Consider the following 21,838-nt stretch of genomic DNA (forward strand, 5'->3'; position numbering starts at 1 on the left):
CATAATATACTATTTATCAAATAATTAAATAAAATTTTATACTAGAACTGTCCTTGATAATCACAATCTAAAAAGCGTTGTTTTACGTATAAAATCCATTAATAAATAATATTGTTTTTCGTTGTTAACAACTCTACAAGTAGTTATTTATCAAGTAATTAAATCAAAAAATTTAAAACAAAAAAGCCGGGTGAATTTTAAAATCCGCCCGGCTTACTATTTTATTGGTGCGTAGCACCCGTTTTTTTGACTTTTTTACTGACAAGCAATCTTATTTACTCTATTTTGATGTCTTCCACCTTCAAATTCAGTATTTAAAAAAGCTTCTACCATTTCAACTGCTTGAGGAACAGATGTAAAACGTGCTGGAATACTAATAATGTTAGCATCGTTGTGCAAACGTGTTAAAACTGCAATTTCTTTAGTCCAACATAAACCAGCTCTAACTTTAGGGTGTTTATTAACAGTCATTGCAATTCCGTTTCCGCTTCCGCAAATAACAATTCCAAAATCAGCCTTACCTTCAGAGACATCTGTAGCAACTGGATGTCCAAAATCTGGATAATCTACAGAATCCTCAGAGTCTGTACCATAATTAGTTACCTCATATCCTTTTGCTTTAAGCATAGCAACAATTGCTTTTTTATATTCTGGTCCTGCGTGATCGTTTCCTATTGAAATTTTCATTATTACGTTATATTAAGTTGTGTAGTGCAAATTTAACCAATAAATAAATGGTTGCCGCGAATTTTACGAATTTTCACTAATTATTCCTTAATAACTTTTAAAAACATAGTTTTTGTAATCCATACTTAATGGTGAAATTTGTATGAGATAAAGCTTAAAACATAACTTACTTTATATCAAAATCTTAACACTTATTAACATTATTAACAACCTATAAGTGTCTAGTAATCAATGAAAAATAAACATATATTTTGTTAAAATTTTACATTGTTAATACCAAAAGCTAATTCGTTGATATTCAGTTAACTTTAAATTAACATCTTTTGTTAATAACTACAGAAAGAAAATTAGAAGTTTTTTTTGGTTGTGTCATAAAAAAACCTAATCCAAAACTGGAAATTAATAACCTAATAAAGTTTGGTGAATTTTTAGAAAAGTTATCAATATCAAAAACTACATTTTCAACAAATATCAACATATGAAGTTATCTACAAAACCAATTCATTTTAGGTTGTTAACCAATGTTAATTAAAGTTTAAAAAGTCTTAGAAATTAATCCTTTAACAAAATATAACTATGTTAATAACTCTAGATAACTAAGAGAAACTTCATTTCAATGCTTTTAAAAATAAATTTATATGACATATTAACACACTATAATAACAACCAAAAATTAATTAAATTTAAATTTTTCTTTTTTTAATATATAATATATGTTGACAACTTTGAAAAATTGAAAAGAAAAAAAAATTGAGAATTTGAATTTAAACGATTGAAAGTGGATTATTGAGATTGTCTAGAATTTCCTGAACTCTTTCGAAATCCTCTGGATGAACGTTGAGTTTGATTCCGCCCAAAGCTGCTGAATAGAAAGGAGCCACCGATAAGGTCATTTCGTTCTCTAGATAGTATGGAATGTCTTCTTGTTCTAGTAAGTGTTTTAGAACGACTGTTTCGTGCAGATAATTGAATGTAGCAATGGTTTTAAAGCTTTGCATAAAGGTCTTTTTGTAAAGATACAAAATGAGCCTTACTAAAAATTACTTACAGCCTTTGAAAATCAATAAATAGCCTCCTTTGAAAGTTATATTTTTAATAAAATGTACCCTAAAAAGTAATATCTGATATCTTCTTTGTAATTTTAAACCTTATAAGAAAAGATATATGAGTAAGAAAATTAGAAAACCGATAAAGAATGAGAAAGATTTCTCAAGTAAGATTATAAAAATTTTATCGCAACATGCTAATAAACCATTTAATTACAAACAAATAGGAGCGAAGCTCGAACTAGACGATACTAAAAGTCGCAACCAAATTATAAAAGATTTAAAGATTCTGGCTTCACAAAAAAAGATTGTAGAATCAGAACCAGGTAAATATTTAATCAAAGCAATTAGTCAGGATTATTACGAAGGTACGATTGATATGACAAGTCGTAAAACAGCTTATTTTATTTGTCCTGATTTTACCGAAGATGTTTTTATCCCTACAAATAATTTAAATCGTGCACTAGATAAAGATAAAGTAAAAGTTTACGTTTATAATAGAAGAAAAGGTAAACGTCCTGAAGGTGAAGTAATTGAAGTAATAGAAAGAAATAAAACTGACTTTGTTGGAGTTATTGACATTCAGAACAACTTTGCTTTTGTTTCTACTGCAAATCCTAAAATGTATACCGATATTTTTATTCCAAAGGATAAAATAGGAGAGGCTCAAAATGGTGATGTTGTATTAGTTACGATAGAAGATTGGCCAAAAAGGGCTGATAGTCCATTTGGATCAGTAGTTAAAGTTTTAGGAAAACCAGGAGAACACGATACTGAGATTCATGCTATTCTGGCTGAATACGGTTTACCATCAGATTTCCCTGTAGAAGTAGAGGTTTATGCACAAAAGATAGATACATCTATACAAGAAAGCGAAATTGCTAAGCGTCGTGATATGCGTGATACGCTTACATTTACAATAGATCCAAAAGATGCAAAAGATTTTGATGATGCCTTATCATTCAAGAAATTAGAGAATGGTAATTATGAAATTGGAATACATATTGCCGATGTTTCGTATTATCTTGAGGAAGGAACAATCCTGGATGATGAAGCCTATCAGCGTGCAACATCAGTATATTTAGTAGATAGAGTTGTACCAATGCTACCAGAAGTGTTATCTAACTTTGCATGTTCATTACGACCTAATGAAGAGAAATATACATTTTCGGCAGTTTTTGAAGTATCAGAAAATGCACAAGTTATTAACCAATGGTTTGGTAGAACAGTAATATATTCAGATCAGCGATTTGCTTATGAAGAAGCACAATATATCATTGAAACAAAAGACAGTACAATTCCTGTAGAAACTTCAATAACAGGAAGTTCATATGTTGTTTCGGATGAGATTACAAATGCTACTTTAAAACTAGATGAATTAGCTAAGATTTTAAGAAAGAAAAGAATGGCAAATGGAGCTATTTCTTTTGATAAAGTTGAAGTTAAATTTGATTTGAATACCGAAGGAGAACCAGAGGGAGTTTATTTTAAAGTTTCTAAAGATGCCAATCATCTAATCGAAGAGTTCATGCTTTTGGCAAATAGAAAAGTTGCTGAATACATTGGTAAACAAAAGAAAACATTTGTTTATAGAATTCATGATGAACCAAATGAAGACAAATTAATTGCAATGCAATCTGTAATTGCTAAGTTTGGTTATAAGATAGATTTCCGTAATAAAGGAGATATTTCTAAATCATTAAATGCTTTAATGGAAGAAGTTAATGGTAAAAAAGAGCAAAACTTAATTGATACTCTTGCTATTAGAAGTATGAGTAAAGCCAAATATTCGACAGATAATATTGGTCATTATGGTTTAGCTTTTGATTATTATAGCCATTTTACATCACCAATACGTCGTTATCCAGATGTTATGGTGCATAGATTATTGCAATATTATCTAGACGGAGGAAAATCTGTAGATGAAGAAACATACGAAACAAAGTGTTTGCATTGTTCGAATATGGAAGGTTTAGCTACAAATGCTGAGCGTGATAGTATTAAATACATGCAGGTTAAATACATGCAAGATCATAGAGATGAAGAATTCTTGGGTGTTATTTCTGGAGTTACTGAGTGGGGAATTTATGTAGAAATTGTTTCTAATAAATGTGAAGGAATGGTAAGAATCAGAGAGATAAAAGATGATTATTACACCTTTGATGAAAAACAATATGCGCTTGTTGGAGCTACTTCGGATAAGATATTACAATTAGGAGATGAGATTTACGTTAAAGTAAAAAATGCTGATTTAGTTAAAAAACAATTAGATTTTCATTTTTTGAGAAGAGCAGAATAAACAGTAAAAATTAAAAAGGGAAACAATGAAAAAGATTTTAATAGGAGTTGCAATTTTATTTGTACAAATGTCATTTGGTCAAGTAACCAAAAGTTTAGGAGATTTTGATAAAGTAAAAGTATTCGATAAATTGAGTGTTACTTTAATTGAAGGTTCAGAAAACAAGATAGTTATAAAAGGAAGTAGAGAAAGTGAAGTAGAAGTTGTTAATAAAAACGGAGAATTAAAACTAAGAATGCCATTTCCTAAACTTATGTCAGGAAATGATATGTCGATTCAGCTTTATTACAAACGTTTAGAAAGTATTGATGTAAGCGAAGGAAGTATTGTTTCTAGTAAAGAAACTTTCAAACAAACAACAATTGATTTAAATTCTAAAGAAGGAGGAGAAATCAATGTAATTTTAGATGTTGATAATGCCAAAGTAAGAGCTGTTTCAGGAGGAATTATAAAAGTATCTGGAAAAGCTACAAATCAAGTTGCTAATTTAGGTTCAGGAGGATTTCTTAGAGCAAGAACATTAAAGACCTCACAAACGACTATAAACGTTTCTGCGGGAGGAAATGCCGAAATCTATGCTACTACCTTAGTTGATGCAAAAGTGAGCGCTGGAGGCTATATTTACATCTATGGTAAACCAAAACAAATTAACCAAAAAACTGTTCTTGGCGGTAAGATTGAAGAGAGAGAAGAATAAATCGAAATTGTATTTTAATGATAAATGATATTTTAGCAGGGATTCCATGGGGAGTATTTTTAAGCTTTATGGTAGGCCCAGTATTTTTTATATTACTAGAAACTAGTATTACCAAAGGTTTTAGAGCAGCATTGGTTTTTGATTTAGGTGTAATTCTTGGAGATATTTTCTTTATAGCTATCGCATATTTAGGTAGTTATAGATTAATTAAAAGTTTACAAGATAAACCGGCTCTTTTTATTTTTGGTGGTATAATCATGTTAGCATATGGTATTATTTCGTTTGTAAAACTTAAGAAAGAAGAGAAAATTAACGACGAAGAAATAGACCGTGATATCATCAAAAGAAATTACGGAAGTCTTTTTGTAAAAGGTTTTTTCCTTAATGTTATAAACATTGGAGTTCTTGGTTTTTGGGTTGCGATAATTATTTCTATCGGTCCAAAACTAGAAATGCAAACCTCTAGAATGATGACATTTTTTGTAACAGTTGTAGTAACTTATTTAGTTATAGATTGTATTAAAATTGTGTTAGCTAAGCAATTAAAGTCTAAAATGACACCATCAAATATTCTTAAAATTAAAAAAGGAATAAGCGTTGTTTTAATGATTTTTGGATTTGTTTTAATTGTTCAGGGATGGTTTCCAAAAGAAAAAGAAATGGTAAAACATGCTTTCGAGAAGATAGAAAAGTAATGTGTTAATAACTACAAAATATAGATTTAAACCTCTCATTTCGAGAGGTTTTTTTATGTTTAAAAACTTTGTAATTTTCTGTAACCTTTGTCAAAGCTCAAAACTTTGACAAAGATAATAACACAACTTCATAAGATTTTGACTTCGCTCCATCTGACAATATTGAGGAAAAATTAAGCATAAAAAAAAGAGATACATTTTTGTATCTCTTTTTGAAGCATCGTCCGGATTCGAACATAATCTTTATCTTTTTTTTCTAAAAATTAAGCAAAAAAAAAAGAGATACATTTCTGTATCTCTTCTTGAGGCATCGTCCGGATTCGAACCGGAGTAGGAGCTTTTGCAGAGCCCAGCCTAGCCGCTCGGCCACGACGCCATTGTTGAACGGATGGCAAAAGTAACTATAATCTTTAAATTTTAAAAACTTAAAGCCAACTATTTTTAAAAATTTTACAAAGAAAATTTTTAGACTTTTAATTATTTCTTTCTAGTCTCTTTCATTCTAATTGTAACCGACTCAACATCACCACCAATAGGAGGATTTATTTTAGAAACCTCTACAATTGTTTTTGTTATCATTGGGATCTCATCTAGAACTCTTGTAATGATTCTTTTGGCAACATGTTCTAATAATTTTGATCTAATTGCCATTTCTTCTTCCACAATTTTGTTCAAATGTACATAATCTACCGTATCACCAAGATGATCAGATTCGGCAGATTTTCTTAAATTGGCATGAATTTCTAAATTCACTTCATAATCAGATCCAATTTTTCCTTCTTCAATTAAACATCCGTGGTAAGAAAAGGTACGAATATTTTTTAGCTTAATAATTCCCATTTTAATTTTAATTTCTTGTTCTAAGTTTCAGATTTACTGACAAGTTTCTAAAGAAAACTGTAAACTGTAAACCGAAAACTATAAACTTTTTTATCTTTGCTAAAATTACTATAAAATAATGGCATCAGAAGAGAAATCACTCAATTTTATTGAACAAATCATAGAAGAAGATTTAAAATCAGGTCTATCAAAAAATAAACTTCATTTTCGTTTTCCACCAGAACCAAATGGTTATTTACATATTGGTCATGCAAGTTCTATTGCTTTAAATTTTGGATTAGGACTTGATTATCAATCTCCTGTGAATTTACGTTTTGATGATACCAATCCAGAAAAAGAAGAACAAGAATTTGTAGATGCAATAAAAAAAGATGTAGAATGGTTGGGTTATACCTGGTCAGAAGAACGTTATGCATCTGATTATTTTCAACAATTATATGATTGGGCAGTTTTATTAATTAAAAAAGATAAAGCATATGTTGATAGTCAATCATCTGAAGATATGGCTATTCAAAAAGGAACACCATCTACAACAGGTACAGATAGCCCATATAGAAATCGTTCTGTAGAAGAAAATTTAGACTTATTCGAAAGAATGAGAAATGGAGAATTTGAGGCTGGAACTCATATTCTTCGTGCAAAAATAGACATGAAATCAACTAATATGTTGATGCGTGATCCTATCATGTACAGAATTTTACACAAGGATCACCATAGAACAGGAGATGCCTGGAAAATTTATCCAATGTACGATTGGGCACATGGACAAAGTGATTATCTAGAAGAAATTTCACATTCATTTTGTACACTAGAATTTTTGCCTCACCGTGAATTATACGATTGGTTTTTAGATCAAATTATAGATGAAAATAAACTACGTCCTAAGCAAAGAGAATTTGCAAGACGTAATCTTTCGCATACCGTTGTAAGTAAAAGAAAGTTACAGCAATTAGTTAAAGAACAACATGTTAACGGTTGGGATGATCCAAGAATGTCTACTATTTCTGGATTAAGAAGACGTGGTTATACAGCTGCTTCTTTACGTAATTTTGCTAATTCTACAGGTATTGCAAAACGTGATAACTTAATAAATGTATCCGTTTTAGAGTTTTGTATTCGTGAAGATTTAAACAAAATTGCACCTCGTGTAATGGCTGTTTTAGATCCAGTAAAATTGGTAATTACTAATTATCCTGAAGGTAAAGAAGAGTTGCTTGACGCAGAAAATAATCAAGAAGATGATACAGCTGGATTCAGAAAAGTACCATTTTCAAGAGAATTATATATAGAAAGAGAAGACTTTTTAGAAGAAGCTCCTGCTAAATTTTTCCGTTTAACATTAGGAAAAGAAGTACGTCTTAAAAATGCTTATATCATTAAAGGAGAAAGTGTTATAAAAGATGCTGAAGGTAATATTACCGAAATTCATGTTACTTATGATACAGATTCTTTAAGCGGAAGTGGAAGTGAAGCTAGCCAACGCAAAGTGTCTGGAACCTTACATTGGGTTTCGATTGCACATGCTGTAGAAGCAGAAGTTCGTTTGTACGATCGTTTGTTTATAGATGAAGCTCCGGATAGTCATAAAGAGAAAAATTTCTTAGATTTTGTAAACCCAAATTCACTAGAAATTGTTACAGGATTTGTTGAACCAAGTTTAGCTACAGCTCAAAATGAAGATAAATTTCAGTTTCAACGTTTAGGTTATTTTACTGTTGATAAAGATTCAACTGCTTCAAAATTAGTATTTAACAAAACCGTTGGACTTAAAGATGCTTGGGAAGAAAAAGGTAAAAAAGAAGAAAATAGCATTAATAATTCTTTAAAAGATATCAATAAATATTTTAAAGTTGAGACTAAACCAGAACGTTTAGCTATTGAAAATGCAATAGGGGAGAGCATCAAAAACATTTCTAGTTTCTCATTATTACAAAATTCTTTCAAAAAGAATATCAATAATAATAAGAGTTCTTTATTGTTTGCTAATTTTCTTTTGAAATTTTCAAATTTAAAATCTTCTGATTTTGATGCTGAAGAAATCAAAAAGTTTTATACAATGTCTTTACGAAGTGAATCAACTTATGTTCGTTCGAAAGCACTTTTGAATTTAAGAGATAAAGAATCAGATTCTGATTTTATAAAACAGTTTGAAGAAGAAATTCAAAAATTAAATTCAAATCCTCCAAAAAATGCTTCCGATAGAGAAAAAGAACTTTTGGAAGAAATGTTAAAAAAATAATATCAATTTTAGTTATCAAAAAGCGCTTTTTATAAGCGCTTTTTTTATTATTTATATTTTCTATCTAAAATTGAAATTTTATAGATTTATTAGATTAAAATAGACCTTCATAAATTGATTTTAAGGCGTTTTTAATAATCAGTCAATATAGTTATCGTTTTTATAAAAATAATTAATTATCGTTCTTTATTTTAATTTTAGACTTAATTTCAAGATGATTTTGTCGTTGTTAACATCCAAATGTTTATAAGTACAAGATCTTTTCAATTCTGATGTTTTTTGCCAGATTTCAAATGAAATTTTTGGGTAGTGACTGTTTTACATTTCTGATTTTAAAATTTCATATTTTGAAATCATTTCAATTCTTCTAAAAAATATTTCTAGTTTGAGAGAAACCATTTTGTGAAAATGGAAGTAAACTAATAATCAATTTTAATTATGTATAATGTATATTATTTATAATTTTATCTATTATTAATATTAATTATTATTTTTGTATTTTGTATAGTTTTTATAGATTAAAAATAGCTTTCATAGATTGTTTTTAAGACGTTTTTATAATTATGACGACTCTATTATTCGTTTTGTAAAAATAATTGATTAGCGTTCTTTATTTTAGTTTTAGGTGTAATTTTAGCGTGATTTTGTCCTTATTAACGCTGAAATGTTTATAAATGCAGAATCTTTCCAATTTTGATAGCTTTTACCCTTTTATCAATTCAATTTTTTGATTTGCCAATATTTTACCTTTTGATTTTCAAAAATTCAATTTTAAGATTATTTCAATTTTTTTTAAAATATAAATCTGTCTGCTAAGAAAATTTTAGTTGTAAAATAAGCTGAAAAATAAGTATCAATTTTAATTATGTAAAATATTATTAGTTATAGTTTTTATTATTATTTATATTAATTATCGATTTTTAAATTTATATAGTTTTTGTAGATTAAAAACAGCTTTCATAGATTGTTTTTAAGACGTTTTCAGAAATTGAATAGCTCCAATATTGGTTTCTTAAAAAAGATTCAATAACGGGCTTTAATTTAATTTTTTGTCAAAATTAAGATGGTTTAACGGGTTGTTAACACAAAAATGTCCGTGAAAGTGTTATTTTTATAAAAAGCCAAATAAGTAAATTTTTAGAAAATGAATTTATTCATTTTAAAATAAAAATGGAGTGGGCTATGATTACAAAATTATTTTTGAAACTTTAAAATTTTATTTTGATACAAATTTTAGTTTTTGAATAGATTACGATATTTGAATGTATCAAGAAAGAACTAAAGCAGATTTATAATGTTTGTTTTTTGAACATTCAAAAGAATTAAGAATTATTTTAAAAAATTATTAAAATGAAAAATATATATCTAAAAGCCGGTAAAGCACAAGATGTTTTTAATGAATTAAAAGAAAGTCTTAAAGGTACATTGACTTTGAATAATGAAGAATATAATTTAGCCCTAGAATCAGATTTTGTAAAAGGAGATATTGAAGGTATAGCATTTCAGGAAGGAATGACGTACATGCAATTTGAGCTTGTTTTTTCTGATGATGTAATGCTGAGTATGGAATCTTTTAAGACTTCTCCCATTTTATTTGTTTATTGTTCTGAGGGTGTCCTTAAGCATAGTTTTGGAATAAGTGGAGATAAAAAGAGTCTTAAGAAATATAATTCAGGAGTTCTAAAAAGTACAACTAGTATTAATAGCATTTTATACTTCGAAAAAAATGTTCCAATCAAATTTTCTATAATAGGAGTTGGTATTAGCTTGACTACTAATGCACATAATGATGATTTAATAAATAAATTAAAAAACACCTTTTTAAATAAGAGAGAGAATTACTTAGATATTAGATTCCAGAATTTTAAGATTACCGAAAAAATCGAGGAGTTTAATGGTATAACTCAGACGGGAATTGTTCGTAATTTGCTTAAGAAAGGAATTTTGCAAATTATTTTAGCAATGGAAATTGAGCAACATACTGATAGTTTTACTAAAATATCCCAAGCCATTACTTGTCTTACTTTAAAGCAGATTGATGAAATTAAAAGAATTTCAAATTTCATTATGAATTTTCCTTCTGAACAATTTACCATTAAGTTTTTGGCTCAAAAAACAGGATTATCACCAAATAAATTACAGGAAGGATTTAAACTAGTACATAACCGAACGGTGAATGACTTTATAACTTTTATGAGAATTGAAAAAGCGGAGTGTTTAATTAGAACATCGGATTTAAATATTTCGGAGATTGTTTATTCTATAGGCTTTACAAGCAGAAGTTATTTCTCTAAGATATTTAAGCAAAAATATAATTGTAGTCCAAAAGATTATAAATACAATCAGAACTCGATAGCTAAAACAGCCTAATATATTTTTGATTTATCAAATAAAAAAACAGTTTTTTATAAAGCTGTTTTTTTGTTTTAGGTTACCTGTTGAACTTATAAAATTCTAAATCTGGATGTTGAGAATCATTTAATGATGCCATAATAGAATTCATTGCCATAACACTAAAGGTAATTCCGTTACCACCAAATCCTAAAACATAATGTTCATTTTTTCTGGGATTTGGTTTGCCAAAATAGGGTAGAGCATCCTGGGTTTCTCCAAATGTCCCAGCCCAGGAATAATCTAGTTTATAATTTATATTAGGAAAACATTTCTGGAATTGTTTTAAAAGATAGGTTTCTTTTCTGTGTAATAATTTATCTCTTTTTTCGGCGTTGTGAAATTCTTCATCGCCACCGCCCATTATAATTCGATTATCTGATGTTCCTCTAAAATATAAATAAGGTTCAGATGTATTCCAGTAAATAGCATTTTTAAAAACCTCGGGTATTTCTATAAAACTTTCGGATGCCAAAGCGTAAGTACTTTTTAAATCTACCACTTTTTCAGTAAGAGTTTCGGTACTTTCATAACCACTACAATGTATTATATCTTCGGCTGTAATTGCAAATCCGTTTTCTGTTATGGCGATTATCTTTTCTTTTTGATATTGAAATTCAGTAATATTGGTTCGGTCAAAGATTTGCATTCCTTTTTGTTTGCAATATTTAAGTAGGTCATGTGCGAGTCTGTACGGATCCATTATTGCTCCTGATTCTGATTCTATCGCGGCAAAAGCGTTTAAACCTTGCTTCTTTAAATCAATTTCTTCAAGCCACTTTACTTTAAATCCATTCTCTTTTCGAGCTTTAAGTTCTCTTTGTAAAAACGGAATGTCTTTTTTAAAAGAACAAAAATAGATACTCTTTTTAAACTCAAATTGACAATCACTTTTTATAGTATCTACAATTTTTTTGAGATCAAAGATTGCTTTTTCGCAATTTTTATAACTAGAAACAGCACAATCAAAACCTCTTTTTTCTATTAACTCATGTAATGAAATATCAATTTCATATTGCAATAATGCCGTGCTTGCAGCGGTACTACCGTTACATATATCACGTTTATCTACAAGAACAACTTTCTTTCCTTCTGAAAGCAATTTATAGGCTATTAAAGCTCCAGTAATTCCTCCGCCAATAATCAGAATGGGCGTAGTAATATCAGCATCCAACGATGGATAACTTGTGTCCATAGCATTTTTTATAGGCCAAAAAGTTTCTGTCGAACGTAGTTTCATAATTTTATCTTTTCGATAATCATTTGATTACTGTTTTTAGAACAAACAATTTGATTAGAAGTTAAAGTAGAACTTTTCTTTATAGATTATTGTTTCGTTTTTTCTTTTATATCTTCTTCTTTTTTCTCTTTTTCCTTCTCTTTCTCTTTTTTCTCCTTCTCTAATTTTTCATGTTCTTCTTTTGCTTTTTTATCAGCTTCCTCTTGTTCTTTTTCTTTCTCCTTTTCCTGTTTTTTGTAATACCCTCTAAACAAGAAATTACTTTTGGCAGCTTCCATGTTCTGACTAAATCCTTGTGTGCCACTTTCTAGATTAGTAATTGTCTTTGTTAGCGTATTTGCAAGTTTAGGGTCAGTCATTAATCTAGATAAAGCTCCGTTGCCATTATTCATATTATGGGTAAAAATGGCAAGTTCTTCAGATATTATACCAGCATTATCAACACTTTTCTTTACGCTTTTCATAATGTCATCCATTTCTACAGCGTCTATAGAGACTATTTTACCATTATTAGCAATAATTTTATTAGATTTATTGCCAGGAGAAATAGTAAGAACTTTGTCGCCCATTAATCCTTCAGAGCCAATACTAGCTCTGGCATCAGTCTTTATAAACTGCTTTACTTCTTCTTTTATAACCAGTTTTACAACTACCGAAGAATCGTTTATTAATTGTATTTCTTCGACAGTACCAATGTTAATTCCTGAAAAGCGTACATTGTTTCCGACTTGTAAACCACTTACGGTTTTAAAAGTTGATGTTATATGAAATGTCGAACCAAATAGATTTTGTTGTTTCCCAATAAAGTAAATAGTTACCATAAAAAGGATTAAGCCTATTGTTACAAACATTCCTAGTTTCCATTTATATCCAGATTCCTTATTCATAATTTTGTATAATTAAATGTTTATATAAAGAATGATCTTACCCATTCGTCTTCACTTTTTTCTAATTCTTCGTATTTCCCTTCCGCATGTATTACACCATCTTTTAATATCATGATTCTATCTGCAGTTAGCTTGGCACAGGACATATCATGAGTAATAATTATCGAGGTTGTTTTGCGTTTTTTCTTAATATCTAATATTAGTTCACTTATTTCTTTAGATGTAATTGTGTCTAGTCCCGTAGTAGGTTCATCATATAAAATAATTTCGGGTTTAAGGATTAATGTGCGGGCAAGACCAATTCGTTTTCGCATACCGCCAGATAATTCAGAAGGCATTTTATCCACAGCATCAGCAAGGCCAACACTTTCGAGAACATCCATAACTTCGATTTCTATTTCCTGAAAGGATAATTCCTTAGTATGTCTTTTTAAAGTAAATTCTAAATTTTCTCTTACGGACATCGAATCGTATAAAGCTCCACTTTGGAAAAGAAATCCTATTTTGACTCTTATCTTATTGAGTTCTGCTCTTTTTAATCCAATTATTTCTTCGCCCAGAACACTTATATTTCCTTTCTCCGGAATGACCAATCCTACAATACATTTTATAGTGATTGATTTTCCTTCGCCAGATCTCCCTAAAATCACTAAGTCTTCGCCTTTATTTACAGTAAGATTTACTCCTTTTAAAACATCATTATCGCCAAAAGATTTATGCAAATCTTTAATCTCGATTACAGGAGTTTTTTTATTAGGAGTAACTGTTTGTACTATATTTTCTTGTTCAGATTTCATATTAAAAAAATAAATCAGTGATTTGTACTGCGAGCATATCTATAATAAAAATGGTAAGCGACGCTGTAACTACTGCTGAGTTTGCTGCTTTACCAACACTTTCGGTTCCATTTGCGGCATTAAAACCTTTATAACAACCTATCATTCCTATAAAAAAGCCAAAGAAAAAAGTTTTTACAGTGGCAGGAAAAATGTCTATAAAGTCTAAGGATTCAAAAACTTGCGACATATAACGGTAAGCGTTTACATCGCTGTGAATTGTAATTCCGGCATAACCACCTAAAATTCCTATTGCATCGGCAAAGATTACCAATATAGGAACCATTAGAGTTGTGGCCAGAATACGAGTGACAACCAGATATTTAAACGGATTTATGGCGGCTACTTCCATGGCGTCTATTTGCTCAGTTACCTTCATCGAGCCAAGTTCGGCTCCAATTCCTGACGAAATTTTTCCTGCACAAATTAATGCTGTAATTACAGGAGCAATTTCTCGAATTAATGATAAGGCAACCATGCCGGGTAACCAAGATTCTGCACCAAATGTGGCCAATGTAGGTCTTGTTTGCAGTGTAAGTACTAATCCCATTATGAAGCCTGTTATAGCTACCAATGGGAGAGATTTATAGCCTATAAGATAACATTGCCTAAAGAATTCCTTGGTTTCGTAGGGAGGAATAAAAACCTCCTTGAAAAACTTTTTGGTAAAAAGCGTTACATCACCAATATCTGTAAAAGTGTCTTTTAAGTAGAAAAGGGGCATAGTATATTTTTAGTTGTTGAACAATCATTTTATAATCGGAATGCGTATTAAAAAAATATAAAATCCTGAGTCTGTAAAAAAATACTTATCTAAAGGTAATTTATATTTTTCTAAAAAACGGTATAATTCTGAGTATCAAACTATTTTGGAATATTTTTAAATGTTTGATTTGTAAAAAGTTATAAGAATAACTGTAATGATAAAGGTCAGTATTTTACATACAAAATTCATTATATAACTTTTACTAAAGATTATATAATTCGCATCGATTGAGGAATAATGATGTAAATAGATATTATAAAAACGGAAAAAGGAATATTAAATCCTATAAACTAAATATTTATTGACTATTGCCAAAGAAGAAATATAAGTTTTGATGAACTACGTTTAAATGCACTTACATAACTTATATGTTTCATTTTTTCTTAAACCATATAAGCCATTTAAGAAAATATAAGTTTTGATGAACTACGTTTAAATGCAATTACATAACTTATATGTTTTGTTGTTTCTTTAACCATATAAGTCATTTAAGGAAATATAAGTTTTGATGAACTACGCTTAAATGTAATTACATAACTTATATGTTTCATTTTTTCTTAAACCATATAAGTCATTTAAGGAAATATAAGTTTTGATGAACTACACTTAAATGCAATTACATAACTTATATGTTTCATTTTTTCTTAAACCATATAAGACATTTAAGAAAATATAAGTTTTTTTAAGTATTCTATATTAAAGGAATTTAGCGTACTTGTTTTTGTGTTTAAAACAATAATCTAAAACCAAAAACAGGAAGTTCGCCTTGCATAAAATCCAAATCCTCTGATCTTTTAAAACCCAATCGTTCGTACATTTTCCAAGCTGTTTGCATTGCTTTGGTCGAATGAATAATTAGCTGATGTTGTTTTTTGTCTTTAGCTTTCTGTATGCAATCATTAATCAATAGTTTGCCAATTCCTTGATCTCGAGTCATGGGATCTACTGCTAATAATCGGAAACCAGAAGTATTTTGTTCTTTAGTAGCAATTCCGCCAGACCCATAATATTGCATATCACCAAAATAAACTACACCACCAACTATTTTGTTTTCAGAAGAAACAGCAACCAAAAGTTCTGTATCGGGATTAGTAGTTAAATCACCAATATTAGCAAGCATTTTATAGTAATTAGGTTGCTCAGATTCTTTAGGAAAACCTTCTAATTGCGAATAAACCAGAACCATTAATTTTCCGATTTCTTCAAATTCATTTGCTTTAGCATTTCGGATGGTATATTCTTGGTTATTCATAATCTAAAACGGTTTATTAGTATTAAAAAAGTAAATATATAATTTTTAATTGTTTGTCAAAGGATGCTGATTTATTTAACCGTAAAGTTCACAAAGATTTACGCAAAGTTCGCAAAGTTTTAAAATCCTTTAATCTGTGGCTAAAAAATTAACCGCAAAGGGCGCAAAGGTTTACGCAAAGGGCGCAAAGAAACTCTCCAATTTTGTCATTTCGATGAAAGAGAAATCTTCGCGAGAAACTCCATAATGTTTGCTGAGCTACTTGATGAGACCCTTCCTACGTCAGGGTGACAAGATTGTGGTTTGTGGCTAAAAAAAATAACCGCAAAGGACGCAAAGCTTTACGCAAAGGTCACAAAGAAACTCTCCAATTTTGTCATTTCGATGAAAGAGAAATCTTCGCGAGAAACTCCATAATGTTTGCTGAGCTACTTGATGAGACCCTTCCTACGTCAGGGTGACAAGATTGTGGTTTGTGGCTAAAAAAAATAACCGCAAAGGACGCAAAGCTTTACGCAAAGGTCACAAAGTTTTTAATTTGTGCTAATTCGAGTAATTGCTTCGCCTGTTCGCACTTTCAGGCTCGGGTCGAGGCTAATTTTTTTTAATCTTTTTAATCCTTTAATCTGTGGCAAAAATATAACCGCAAAGTTCACAAAGATTTACGCAAAGGATATTAAGTTTTAAAATTGGCGATTCATAGTCTGTTTAACTGACTATAATATCATGTTTAAAAAGCAATCCTTTTACTTCTTTCAAGGCAAAAACAGCTTTTTTGAGTTTTACTCTTGATGGATCCAGAGTATAATTATAACTGGTTTTAAAGTCGGTTTTGTTAGCAATAGCCTTATCAAATTCGGCACGGTATAAGTCGCAATTGTCAAAAATAACATTTGTAATATCGCTTGCCATAAAATCGACAGCAACTAAACTACAATCGGTAAACGAAGTTCCTTTAATCTTTAAAGTATAAAACTTAGAAAAATCTAAAATACAATTATTAAAATTTACTTCGAATATGAGTTTGTCGCACATAGCAAAATTTACATCTTTTATTTCGCAATCATTAAATGTAACAGTTCTAAAAGCGACATAGTTTATTTTGGCTTCGCTAAACGTGCAATTATTAAAAATGCAATCAATAAAAGTAACGGCTAAAAAGGTGCAGGCAGAAAAATTACAATTGGTAAAAGTACAAGATTCAAAATCCTTGAAATTTGCATCATCTTTATTGTAAGTGATGTCTTTATATTCAATATCAAGGAAATATTCTGTCATGCTAATTATAAAGGAAGAAGTAAATTGAGCTACAAATAAACAAAAATATTTATTGTAGAATTCATGATTTGTGTTTTAAATTTTCGGCTGTAATTCTAAAATGACTTTCCATTCATCTAGTTTAGATTCAAACGACTTACTTGCATTTGCAGGACTTGTAGACGGAAGCGTAATTAGTTTGTAATCGTCACTTATTTTGATATTTTTTTTAAAAAATGCAGCAGCTTTTTGCCCATTAAACAAGATAGATTTAATGTTAGGATGTTGAACTAAGAAAGCATCAAAATCATTTGTTATTTCATTTTTAATGGCACTATCAAGGCTTCCAACTCTATCACAGTATTTTAAAACATCCCATAATGCGATATTGTTTTTTAACAAGATTTCTTTTTTAGCATCATAAACATCTGTGAAATCTTCTTTAAAAACGGTACATACTATTTTCCAAAAGTTATTTTGTTTATGACCATAATATTGCCCTAATTCCAAAGATTTTATTCCGGGCATAGTTCCCAGAATCAGTACTGTAGCATTTGGTGACGATATAGGATCAAAAGAATGACTTTCCATGATTTGGGTTTATTTACTATTCTGAGAAATCACAATTAAAACAATCGCTATCAGAGCCAGAAAAATACCAAGATAATTAAGCTTAGTCTGTTTTTCTTTAAAGACTAAAATCCCAGTAAGACTCCCAATAATGATTACGCCCATATTCATTCCCGCAAAAACAGTCGACGGATTTTCGGCAAATTCTTTATGTGCTTTTAGGTAAAAAAGAATATTACCAAAATTAAGAATACCAATTAATCCGCCAAAAAGAATATTTCTAGCACTTAGTTTTACTTTCTTAATAAGCGTTTGGTACAGAACAACTACAATCATAATTGTCATTGATATTGCAAAAATTGCAAACAATGAAGTAGTGTAAGGAAGATCAGTATGAGTTGCTATTTGTTTAAAAAGAATATCAATTACGCCAAAACCTAATAATACAATGGCAGGATAAATCCATTTATTAGTATTCTTATCAGCAGGTTTATTCAGGATAAGCAACAGGGCAGGAAAACCAATTAAAAGCGCAGTGATTTTAAGAATATTAAATTCTTCTTTAAATAGTAACCAAGCAGCAAGAATTGGGATAAATAGCGAAAGGCGCTGAGCAGCATCCGTTTTTACAATTCCCATATGTTTTATAGACAGTGCTAAAAATAGGAATATAGAAGGCAATAAAACCCCAATCACAATATAAAGATTCCATGGCGCAGCAGCAGTAATTGCAGTAATATCTGGACTAAAAGATATATAGCAAAGCACCAAAGCAAAGATGTAATTGTAAGCAACGATTTGGGTATTATTAGTATCGTATTTTCGTGCTATTTTAAATAAAACACCAACACTTACACTACATAAAATACTTAATATTAAAAATAACATATATTTTTTCTGGTTTATTTTCGACGAAATTATTCGCTTTCAAATTTACTTCTATTTTAATTAAAAAAGCCTTCAAAAACAGATGTTTTAGAAGGCTTTATATTTAGTTGAAAATCAGGTTTATTTTATAAAATCCATTTCGACATGATCGATTCCTGCATCTACAAAATAATTATCGGTTACCTTAAAACCATTTTTTATATAAAATTGTTTCGCAACAACCTGAGCGTGTAAGTATATTTTTTCTTCTGCTTTTACATCATCCAGGATTTTAAGCAAAATTGCTTCGCCAATGCCTTTTCCTCTGTAGTTTTTTAATACCGCGATGCGCTCTATTTTAGTTCCTTTTTCGGTTTTTCTATACCTTGCAGCACCAGCAGGCAAGTCATTGTAAGTAGCCAAATAATGAACCGATTCATTATCATCCATCGATTCGCGTTCTACTGACACATGTTGTTCTTCAACAAAAACTTGTCTTCGTATAAAGAATGCAAGATCTATTTGGTCCTGATTATCGATTAATTCCGTCTTGATTATATTGGTCAAAGTTTGATTAGATTTATTCTCCATTTTAATTGATTTATGCTGTCAAAAAATAATTTATATGCAAATATACGTAGTTGACTACATATATTCAAAATCAATAAGAAAATTTTAAGTTTTATTAATGCCAAAAGCAATAACCTATCGGTAAATCAATACAATTATAAAGCAATTAAGGATTCTATTTTTTAGGAGCAGAACAATTGTTTAGTTAATAGCAGCATGAGTCCCGCTGTACACTATATCTTTTTCTCGTAATCCTTCCTCCGTCAGGATAACAAGAAAAAGGATGCCGTTTCCATCGGGGCTAGGAGGGAAGAATAGTAATTCTATCACCTTTTTTAAAAGATTGGGATTTAGAATAGGAAGCTATAATTTTATGAATTGTGATTAACTAATAAATATATGTTTTAGCAGGAATTCTAGTCCTGCAAGGTTTTTTTAACCTTGTAGTTATATTTTTTACACCCCATAATATTCTGTGTTATTATCCTAACAGGAAAAATAAATCTTTACACACCCAAACTTTTAGTAGAATATGACACACTTATTAATTGCAAAACCATCCAAAAGGAAAAAGGCCAATAGGATTAACTTTTAAATGTAAAGAATATACGCCTAGGTCATTTTTTCTATAGATATATAAGTATTTAGAACATTCTTTTTTAGACAATAAATCTCCTACTTCAACTTCTTCGTAATCAGTAATTATATAGTTCCAAAGAGTAATCTTTTCTTTATTATTATAAAATATTAATGTTTTTGTTGGAGATTTTTCAATTTTGGTTATTACAAAATTATAATTATTCCTATATTCTTCTCTAGACTTAAAAAATGTGTTTAGAAATATAAATAGAGCTACACCTATAAAAACAATTATTATTATATTCTTTTTTTTCATTTGCATTATCGTTTAGAAAAATGAGATTAAAACTCTAATCCTGCAAGGTTTTTTTTTACCTTGTAGGTATATTTTTTACATCCTAATTAATATTCTGTGTTATTATCCTAACAGGTTTTTAAAATCTGTTAGGTATAATTTTATAATCTGTGTTATTTGAAACTTTTCAGAAGTATATAAAAGTTCTAAAAGTACTTATTTTTAGAATCGTAGCAAAAACTTTCTCGTAATTTTGTCATTTCGACGAAGGAGAAATCTTCGCGAGAAACTCCACAATCATTGTCGAGCCACTTATAGAGATTTCTCCTTCGTCGAAATTGACAAACAGGAGAGTTTACTTTATCTATAAATTATTTTTTAGATAACGTTTCCAATACTTTTTCTAAGTTATCGATAGACATTGTAAAGCCTTCTTTAAAGCCCATTTCAATCATTCTTTCTAAACGTTCAAGAGATTCATTCACAATAATGATACTCACTTTTGTTAAGCCGTTTTGTTCGCTAAAAGTATAATCCCAATCAGAACCAGGTATTTCCTTATTTTCGTCTTTATCGGCAAAAGTATTGTACATTTTAAAATTCGTCTTAGGAGTAATAGATGTATATTCCTGAACTGACCAACGCTCCAATCCTTCAGGACTTACCATAGCATAAAATCGACGTCCGCCAACTTCAAAATTCATATGTTTTGTTCTAGACGACCAAGGTTTTGGCGCAACCCATTGATCCAGAATTTCAGCTTTAGTAAACGCATCCCAAACTAGCGGAAGTTCAGCATCAAATTCTCTGTTTATAAATACCGTTTTTATGGCTTTGTCAACGGTAAAATCAAATTGCAAATTAGTTTTCATTTTTCTCGTTTTTAAGTGTTAATAGTACATCATCAAGTTGGTTAAACTTGGTTTTCCAAATCTCCCTGAATTGGATTAACCATTTATCAATTTCTTTCATTTTTTCAATTTCAAGTGAATAATAAATTTCTCTGCCTTGTTGTTCCTGTTTTACAAGTTCGCATTCAGTAAGAATACGAAGGTGTTTAGAAACAGATTGTCGGCTAGTATCAAAGTTCTCCGCAATGGCATTAGGAGTCATTGCTTGTATGGCAAGTAAGGAAATAATAGATCGCCTTGTTGGGTCGGCAATTGCCTGAAAAATATCTCGTCTCATAATTATTAAAATTTGAATTGCGAAACCAATCAGTTGCAAATATACGTGCAACTATTTGGTTTCGCAATTTATTTAACAGTTATTTTTTAGAAACAGTATTTTGAATCCATTAATAAACAGAGTTTTAAGGCTGTTTTTTTGCGTCTTCGCGGCTTAGCAAGATTATTTATTAAGTTTGAAAAGGAATGAGGAAGTTTACTTTAAGTAAGAATTTTATTCTTATATTTGGCACTCTTAAACTACGACCTTAAGAACGAAATAAGATTTGCCCTTGTGGTTTGGTGAAAATATTGGAAACAATAAACTGCTCTTAAAAGTGTGGTACACCTTAGCAACTTGGGTTTTATATTCACTAAAATGTCGAGTTATGAGTACAAACACAAACAACCTTTCAGAAGAAGCCAAAACAAGGCTCATGAATTTTTTTAGCAATACAATAGACCCAAAAGGCATGGCCAAGGTTATAAGGCAAGCAAATTATCTACTTGCTTTAGGAGCAATGAGAGAACAAAACCTGCAGAACGAAACAATCAATCTAGAAAACAGCTTTTATTGGCTCAATGAATTAGCCGAAATTTTAAATCCTTATTTGGATGTAGAATAAGTCACACATCATATTTTTATTAAACCTCGATTT

Annotated in this window: 21 protein-coding genes and 1 tRNA gene; 6 read left to right on the top strand and 16 right to left on the bottom strand. The window is 29.8% G+C overall.

The annotated features are described in order from the left end of the window. Nucleotides 1-255: 255 nt before the first annotated feature. Entirely contained in the window at nucleotides 256-687 is a 432-nt protein-coding gene (gene rpiB, locus IW20_RS24785) for a ribose 5-phosphate isomerase B (protein ID WP_035628920.1), read from the bottom strand. A gap of 764 nt (nucleotides 688-1,451) precedes the next feature. Beyond that, the gene (locus IW20_RS24790) at nucleotides 1,452-1,685 is read right to left on the bottom strand and encodes a putative signal transducing protein (protein ID WP_035628923.1); all 234 of its coding nucleotides are present in this window, start codon (nucleotides 1,683-1,685) and stop codon (nucleotides 1,452-1,454) included. Nucleotides 1,686-1,851: 166 nt separating this feature from the next. On the opposite strand from IW20_RS24790, the gene rnr reads away from it, so the two are divergent. From rnr to IW20_RS24805, 3 genes are read left to right on the top strand one after another with little or no spacing between them, the layout of a single operon-like run. Next, nucleotides 1,852-4,032 (top strand): ribonuclease R, encoded by a 2,181-nt coding sequence (gene rnr / locus IW20_RS24795; RefSeq protein ID WP_035628926.1) that lies wholly within the window; start codon nucleotides 1,852-1,854, stop codon nucleotides 4,030-4,032. Nucleotides 4,033-4,057: 25 nt separating this feature from the next. Next, nucleotides 4,058-4,729 (top strand): head GIN domain-containing protein, encoded by a 672-nt coding sequence (locus IW20_RS24800; RefSeq protein WP_035628929.1) that lies wholly within the window; start codon nucleotides 4,058-4,060, stop codon nucleotides 4,727-4,729. 17 nt (nucleotides 4,730-4,746) lie between these two features. Next, the gene (locus IW20_RS24805) at nucleotides 4,747-5,424 is read left to right on the top strand and encodes a LysE family translocator (RefSeq protein WP_035628931.1); all 678 of its coding nucleotides are present in this window, start codon (nucleotides 4,747-4,749) and stop codon (nucleotides 5,422-5,424) included. Between the two features lie 305 nt (nucleotides 5,425-5,729). Here IW20_RS24805 and IW20_RS26500 read toward each other — a convergent pair. Beyond that, nucleotides 5,730-5,800 (bottom strand) — tRNA-Cys (locus IW20_RS26500). Nucleotides 5,801-5,901: 101 nt separating this feature from the next. Beyond that, the gene (gene folB, locus IW20_RS24810; RefSeq protein WP_035628935.1) at nucleotides 5,902-6,264 is read right to left on the bottom strand and encodes a dihydroneopterin aldolase; all 363 of its coding nucleotides are present in this window, start codon (nucleotides 6,262-6,264) and stop codon (nucleotides 5,902-5,904) included. 118 nt (nucleotides 6,265-6,382) lie between these two features. Between folB and IW20_RS24815 the strand changes: the two genes are divergently transcribed. Then, the gene (locus tag IW20_RS24815) at nucleotides 6,383-8,503 is read left to right on the top strand and encodes a glutamine--tRNA ligase/YqeY domain fusion protein (RefSeq protein ID WP_035628937.1); all 2,121 of its coding nucleotides are present in this window, start codon (nucleotides 6,383-6,385) and stop codon (nucleotides 8,501-8,503) included. A gap of 1,350 nt (nucleotides 8,504-9,853) precedes the next feature. Continuing rightward, a complete protein-coding gene (locus IW20_RS24820; protein ID WP_035628938.1) occupies nucleotides 9,854-10,873 on the top strand; it encodes a helix-turn-helix domain-containing protein in 1,020 nt (339 codons plus the stop codon). 61 nt (nucleotides 10,874-10,934) lie between these two features. Here IW20_RS24820 and IW20_RS24825 read toward each other — a convergent pair whose 3' ends face one another. From IW20_RS24825 to IW20_RS24880, 12 genes are all read right to left on the bottom strand, one after another. Next, nucleotides 10,935-12,134: an NAD(P)/FAD-dependent oxidoreductase gene (locus IW20_RS24825; RefSeq protein ID WP_035628940.1), complete on the bottom strand. Its 1,200-nt coding sequence runs from the start codon at nucleotides 12,132-12,134 to the stop codon at nucleotides 10,935-10,937. 86 nt (nucleotides 12,135-12,220) lie between these two features. After that, the gene (locus IW20_RS24830) at nucleotides 12,221-13,021 is read right to left on the bottom strand and encodes an MlaD family protein (RefSeq protein ID WP_035628942.1); all 801 of its coding nucleotides are present in this window, start codon (nucleotides 13,019-13,021) and stop codon (nucleotides 12,221-12,223) included. Nucleotides 13,022-13,041: 20 nt separating this feature from the next. Next, nucleotides 13,042-13,818 carry an ABC transporter ATP-binding protein gene (locus IW20_RS24835; RefSeq protein WP_035628945.1) on the bottom strand — a complete coding sequence of 259 codons (777 nt, stop codon included), beginning with the start codon at nucleotides 13,816-13,818 and terminating at the stop codon, nucleotides 13,042-13,044. Between the two features lies 1 nt (nucleotide 13,819). Then, nucleotides 13,820-14,581, bottom strand: coding sequence for an MlaE family ABC transporter permease (locus IW20_RS24840; RefSeq protein WP_035628947.1), 762 nt, complete (start codon nucleotides 14,579-14,581; stop codon nucleotides 13,820-13,822). A gap of 769 nt (nucleotides 14,582-15,350) precedes the next feature. Further along, nucleotides 15,351-15,875 carry a GNAT family N-acetyltransferase gene (locus tag IW20_RS24845; RefSeq protein WP_035628950.1) on the bottom strand — a complete coding sequence of 175 codons (525 nt, stop codon included), beginning with the start codon at nucleotides 15,873-15,875 and terminating at the stop codon, nucleotides 15,351-15,353. 708 nt (nucleotides 15,876-16,583) lie between these two features. Then, nucleotides 16,584-17,153 carry a pentapeptide repeat-containing protein gene (locus IW20_RS24850; RefSeq protein WP_035628953.1) on the bottom strand — a complete coding sequence of 190 codons (570 nt, stop codon included), beginning with the start codon at nucleotides 17,151-17,153 and terminating at the stop codon, nucleotides 16,584-16,586. A 75-nt stretch (nucleotides 17,154-17,228) separates the two neighbouring features. Next, nucleotides 17,229-17,723, bottom strand: a complete 495-nt coding sequence (locus IW20_RS24855) for a DNA-deoxyinosine glycosylase (protein WP_035628956.1) — start codon at nucleotides 17,721-17,723, stop codon at nucleotides 17,229-17,231. A gap of 9 nt (nucleotides 17,724-17,732) precedes the next feature. Next, the gene (locus IW20_RS24860; RefSeq protein WP_035628959.1) at nucleotides 17,733-18,590 is read right to left on the bottom strand and encodes an EamA family transporter; all 858 of its coding nucleotides are present in this window, start codon (nucleotides 18,588-18,590) and stop codon (nucleotides 17,733-17,735) included. A 120-nt stretch (nucleotides 18,591-18,710) separates the two neighbouring features. Next, nucleotides 18,711-19,160, bottom strand: coding sequence for a GNAT family N-acetyltransferase (locus tag IW20_RS24865; protein ID WP_081912564.1), 450 nt, complete (start codon nucleotides 19,158-19,160; stop codon nucleotides 18,711-18,713). Between the two features lie 523 nt (nucleotides 19,161-19,683). Next, entirely contained in the window at nucleotides 19,684-20,034 is a 351-nt protein-coding gene (locus IW20_RS24870; protein ID WP_123869573.1) for a hypothetical protein, read from the bottom strand. Between the two features lie 350 nt (nucleotides 20,035-20,384). Further along, nucleotides 20,385-20,885, bottom strand: a complete 501-nt coding sequence (locus IW20_RS24875) for an SRPBCC family protein (RefSeq protein ID WP_035628963.1) — start codon at nucleotides 20,883-20,885, stop codon at nucleotides 20,385-20,387. Further along, nucleotides 20,875-21,201, bottom strand: a complete 327-nt coding sequence (locus IW20_RS24880) for an ArsR/SmtB family transcription factor (protein WP_035628965.1) — start codon at nucleotides 21,199-21,201, stop codon at nucleotides 20,875-20,877. Before IW20_RS24880 ends, IW20_RS24875 begins: the two co-directional genes overlap by 11 nt. Before the next feature lie 367 nt (nucleotides 21,202-21,568). Here IW20_RS24880 and IW20_RS24885 point away from each other — a divergent pair, with 367 nt between their 5' ends. Then, nucleotides 21,569-21,805, top strand: a complete 237-nt coding sequence (locus tag IW20_RS24885; protein ID WP_035628967.1) for a hypothetical protein — start codon at nucleotides 21,569-21,571, stop codon at nucleotides 21,803-21,805. Nucleotides 21,806-21,838: the final 33 nt, after the last annotated feature.

It is taken from the genome of Flavobacterium hydatis, from assembly GCF_000737695.1.
GTDB lineage: Bacteria > Bacteroidota > Bacteroidia > Flavobacteriales > Flavobacteriaceae > Flavobacterium > Flavobacterium hydatis.

Bases quoted from the DNA above. Each gene is read 5' to 3' on its own strand.
- rpiB (WP_035628920.1), bottom strand. From the start codon at position 687: ATGAAAATTTCAATAGGAAACGATCACGCAGGACCAGAATATAAAAAA.
- IW20_RS24790 (WP_035628923.1), bottom strand. From the start codon at position 1,685: ATGCAAAGCTTTAAAACCATTGCTACATTCAATTATCTGCACGAAACA.
- rnr (WP_035628926.1), top strand. From the start codon at position 1,852: ATGAGTAAGAAAATTAGAAAACCGATAAAGAATGAGAAAGATTTCTCA.
- IW20_RS24800 (WP_035628929.1), top strand. From the start codon at position 4,058: ATGAAAAAGATTTTAATAGGAGTTGCAATTTTATTTGTACAAATGTCA.
- IW20_RS24805 (WP_035628931.1), top strand. From the start codon at position 4,747: ATGATAAATGATATTTTAGCAGGGATTCCATGGGGAGTATTTTTAAGC.
- folB (WP_035628935.1), bottom strand. From the start codon at position 6,264: ATGGGAATTATTAAGCTAAAAAATATTCGTACCTTTTCTTACCACGGA.
- IW20_RS24815 (WP_035628937.1), top strand. From the start codon at position 6,383: ATGGCATCAGAAGAGAAATCACTCAATTTTATTGAACAAATCATAGAA.
- IW20_RS24820 (WP_035628938.1), top strand. From the start codon at position 9,854: ATGAAAAATATATATCTAAAAGCCGGTAAAGCACAAGATGTTTTTAAT.
- IW20_RS24825 (WP_035628940.1), bottom strand. From the start codon at position 12,134: ATGAAACTACGTTCGACAGAAACTTTTTGGCCTATAAAAAATGCTATG.
- IW20_RS24830 (WP_035628942.1), bottom strand. From the start codon at position 13,021: ATGAATAAGGAATCTGGATATAAATGGAAACTAGGAATGTTTGTAACA.
- IW20_RS24835 (WP_035628945.1), bottom strand. From the start codon at position 13,818: ATGAAATCTGAACAAGAAAATATAGTACAAACAGTTACTCCTAATAAA.
- IW20_RS24840 (WP_035628947.1), bottom strand. From the start codon at position 14,581: ATGCCCCTTTTCTACTTAAAAGACACTTTTACAGATATTGGTGATGTA.
- IW20_RS24845 (WP_035628950.1), bottom strand. From the start codon at position 15,875: ATGAATAACCAAGAATATACCATCCGAAATGCTAAAGCAAATGAATTT.
- IW20_RS24850 (WP_035628953.1), bottom strand. From the start codon at position 17,153: ATGACAGAATATTTCCTTGATATTGAATATAAAGACATCACTTACAAT.
- IW20_RS24855 (WP_035628956.1), bottom strand. From the start codon at position 17,723: ATGGAAAGTCATTCTTTTGATCCTATATCGTCACCAAATGCTACAGTA.
- IW20_RS24860 (WP_035628959.1), bottom strand. From the start codon at position 18,590: ATGTTATTTTTAATATTAAGTATTTTATGTAGTGTAAGTGTTGGTGTT.
- IW20_RS24865 (WP_081912564.1), bottom strand. From the start codon at position 19,160: ATGGAGAATAAATCTAATCAAACTTTGACCAATATAATCAAGACGGAA.
- IW20_RS24870 (WP_123869573.1), bottom strand. From the start codon at position 20,034: ATGAAAAAAAAGAATATAATAATAATTGTTTTTATAGGTGTAGCTCTA.
- IW20_RS24875 (WP_035628963.1), bottom strand. From the start codon at position 20,885: ATGAAAACTAATTTGCAATTTGATTTTACCGTTGACAAAGCCATAAAA.
- IW20_RS24880 (WP_035628965.1), bottom strand. From the start codon at position 21,201: ATGAGACGAGATATTTTTCAGGCAATTGCCGACCCAACAAGGCGATCT.
- IW20_RS24885 (WP_035628967.1), top strand. From the start codon at position 21,569: ATGAGTACAAACACAAACAACCTTTCAGAAGAAGCCAAAACAAGGCTC.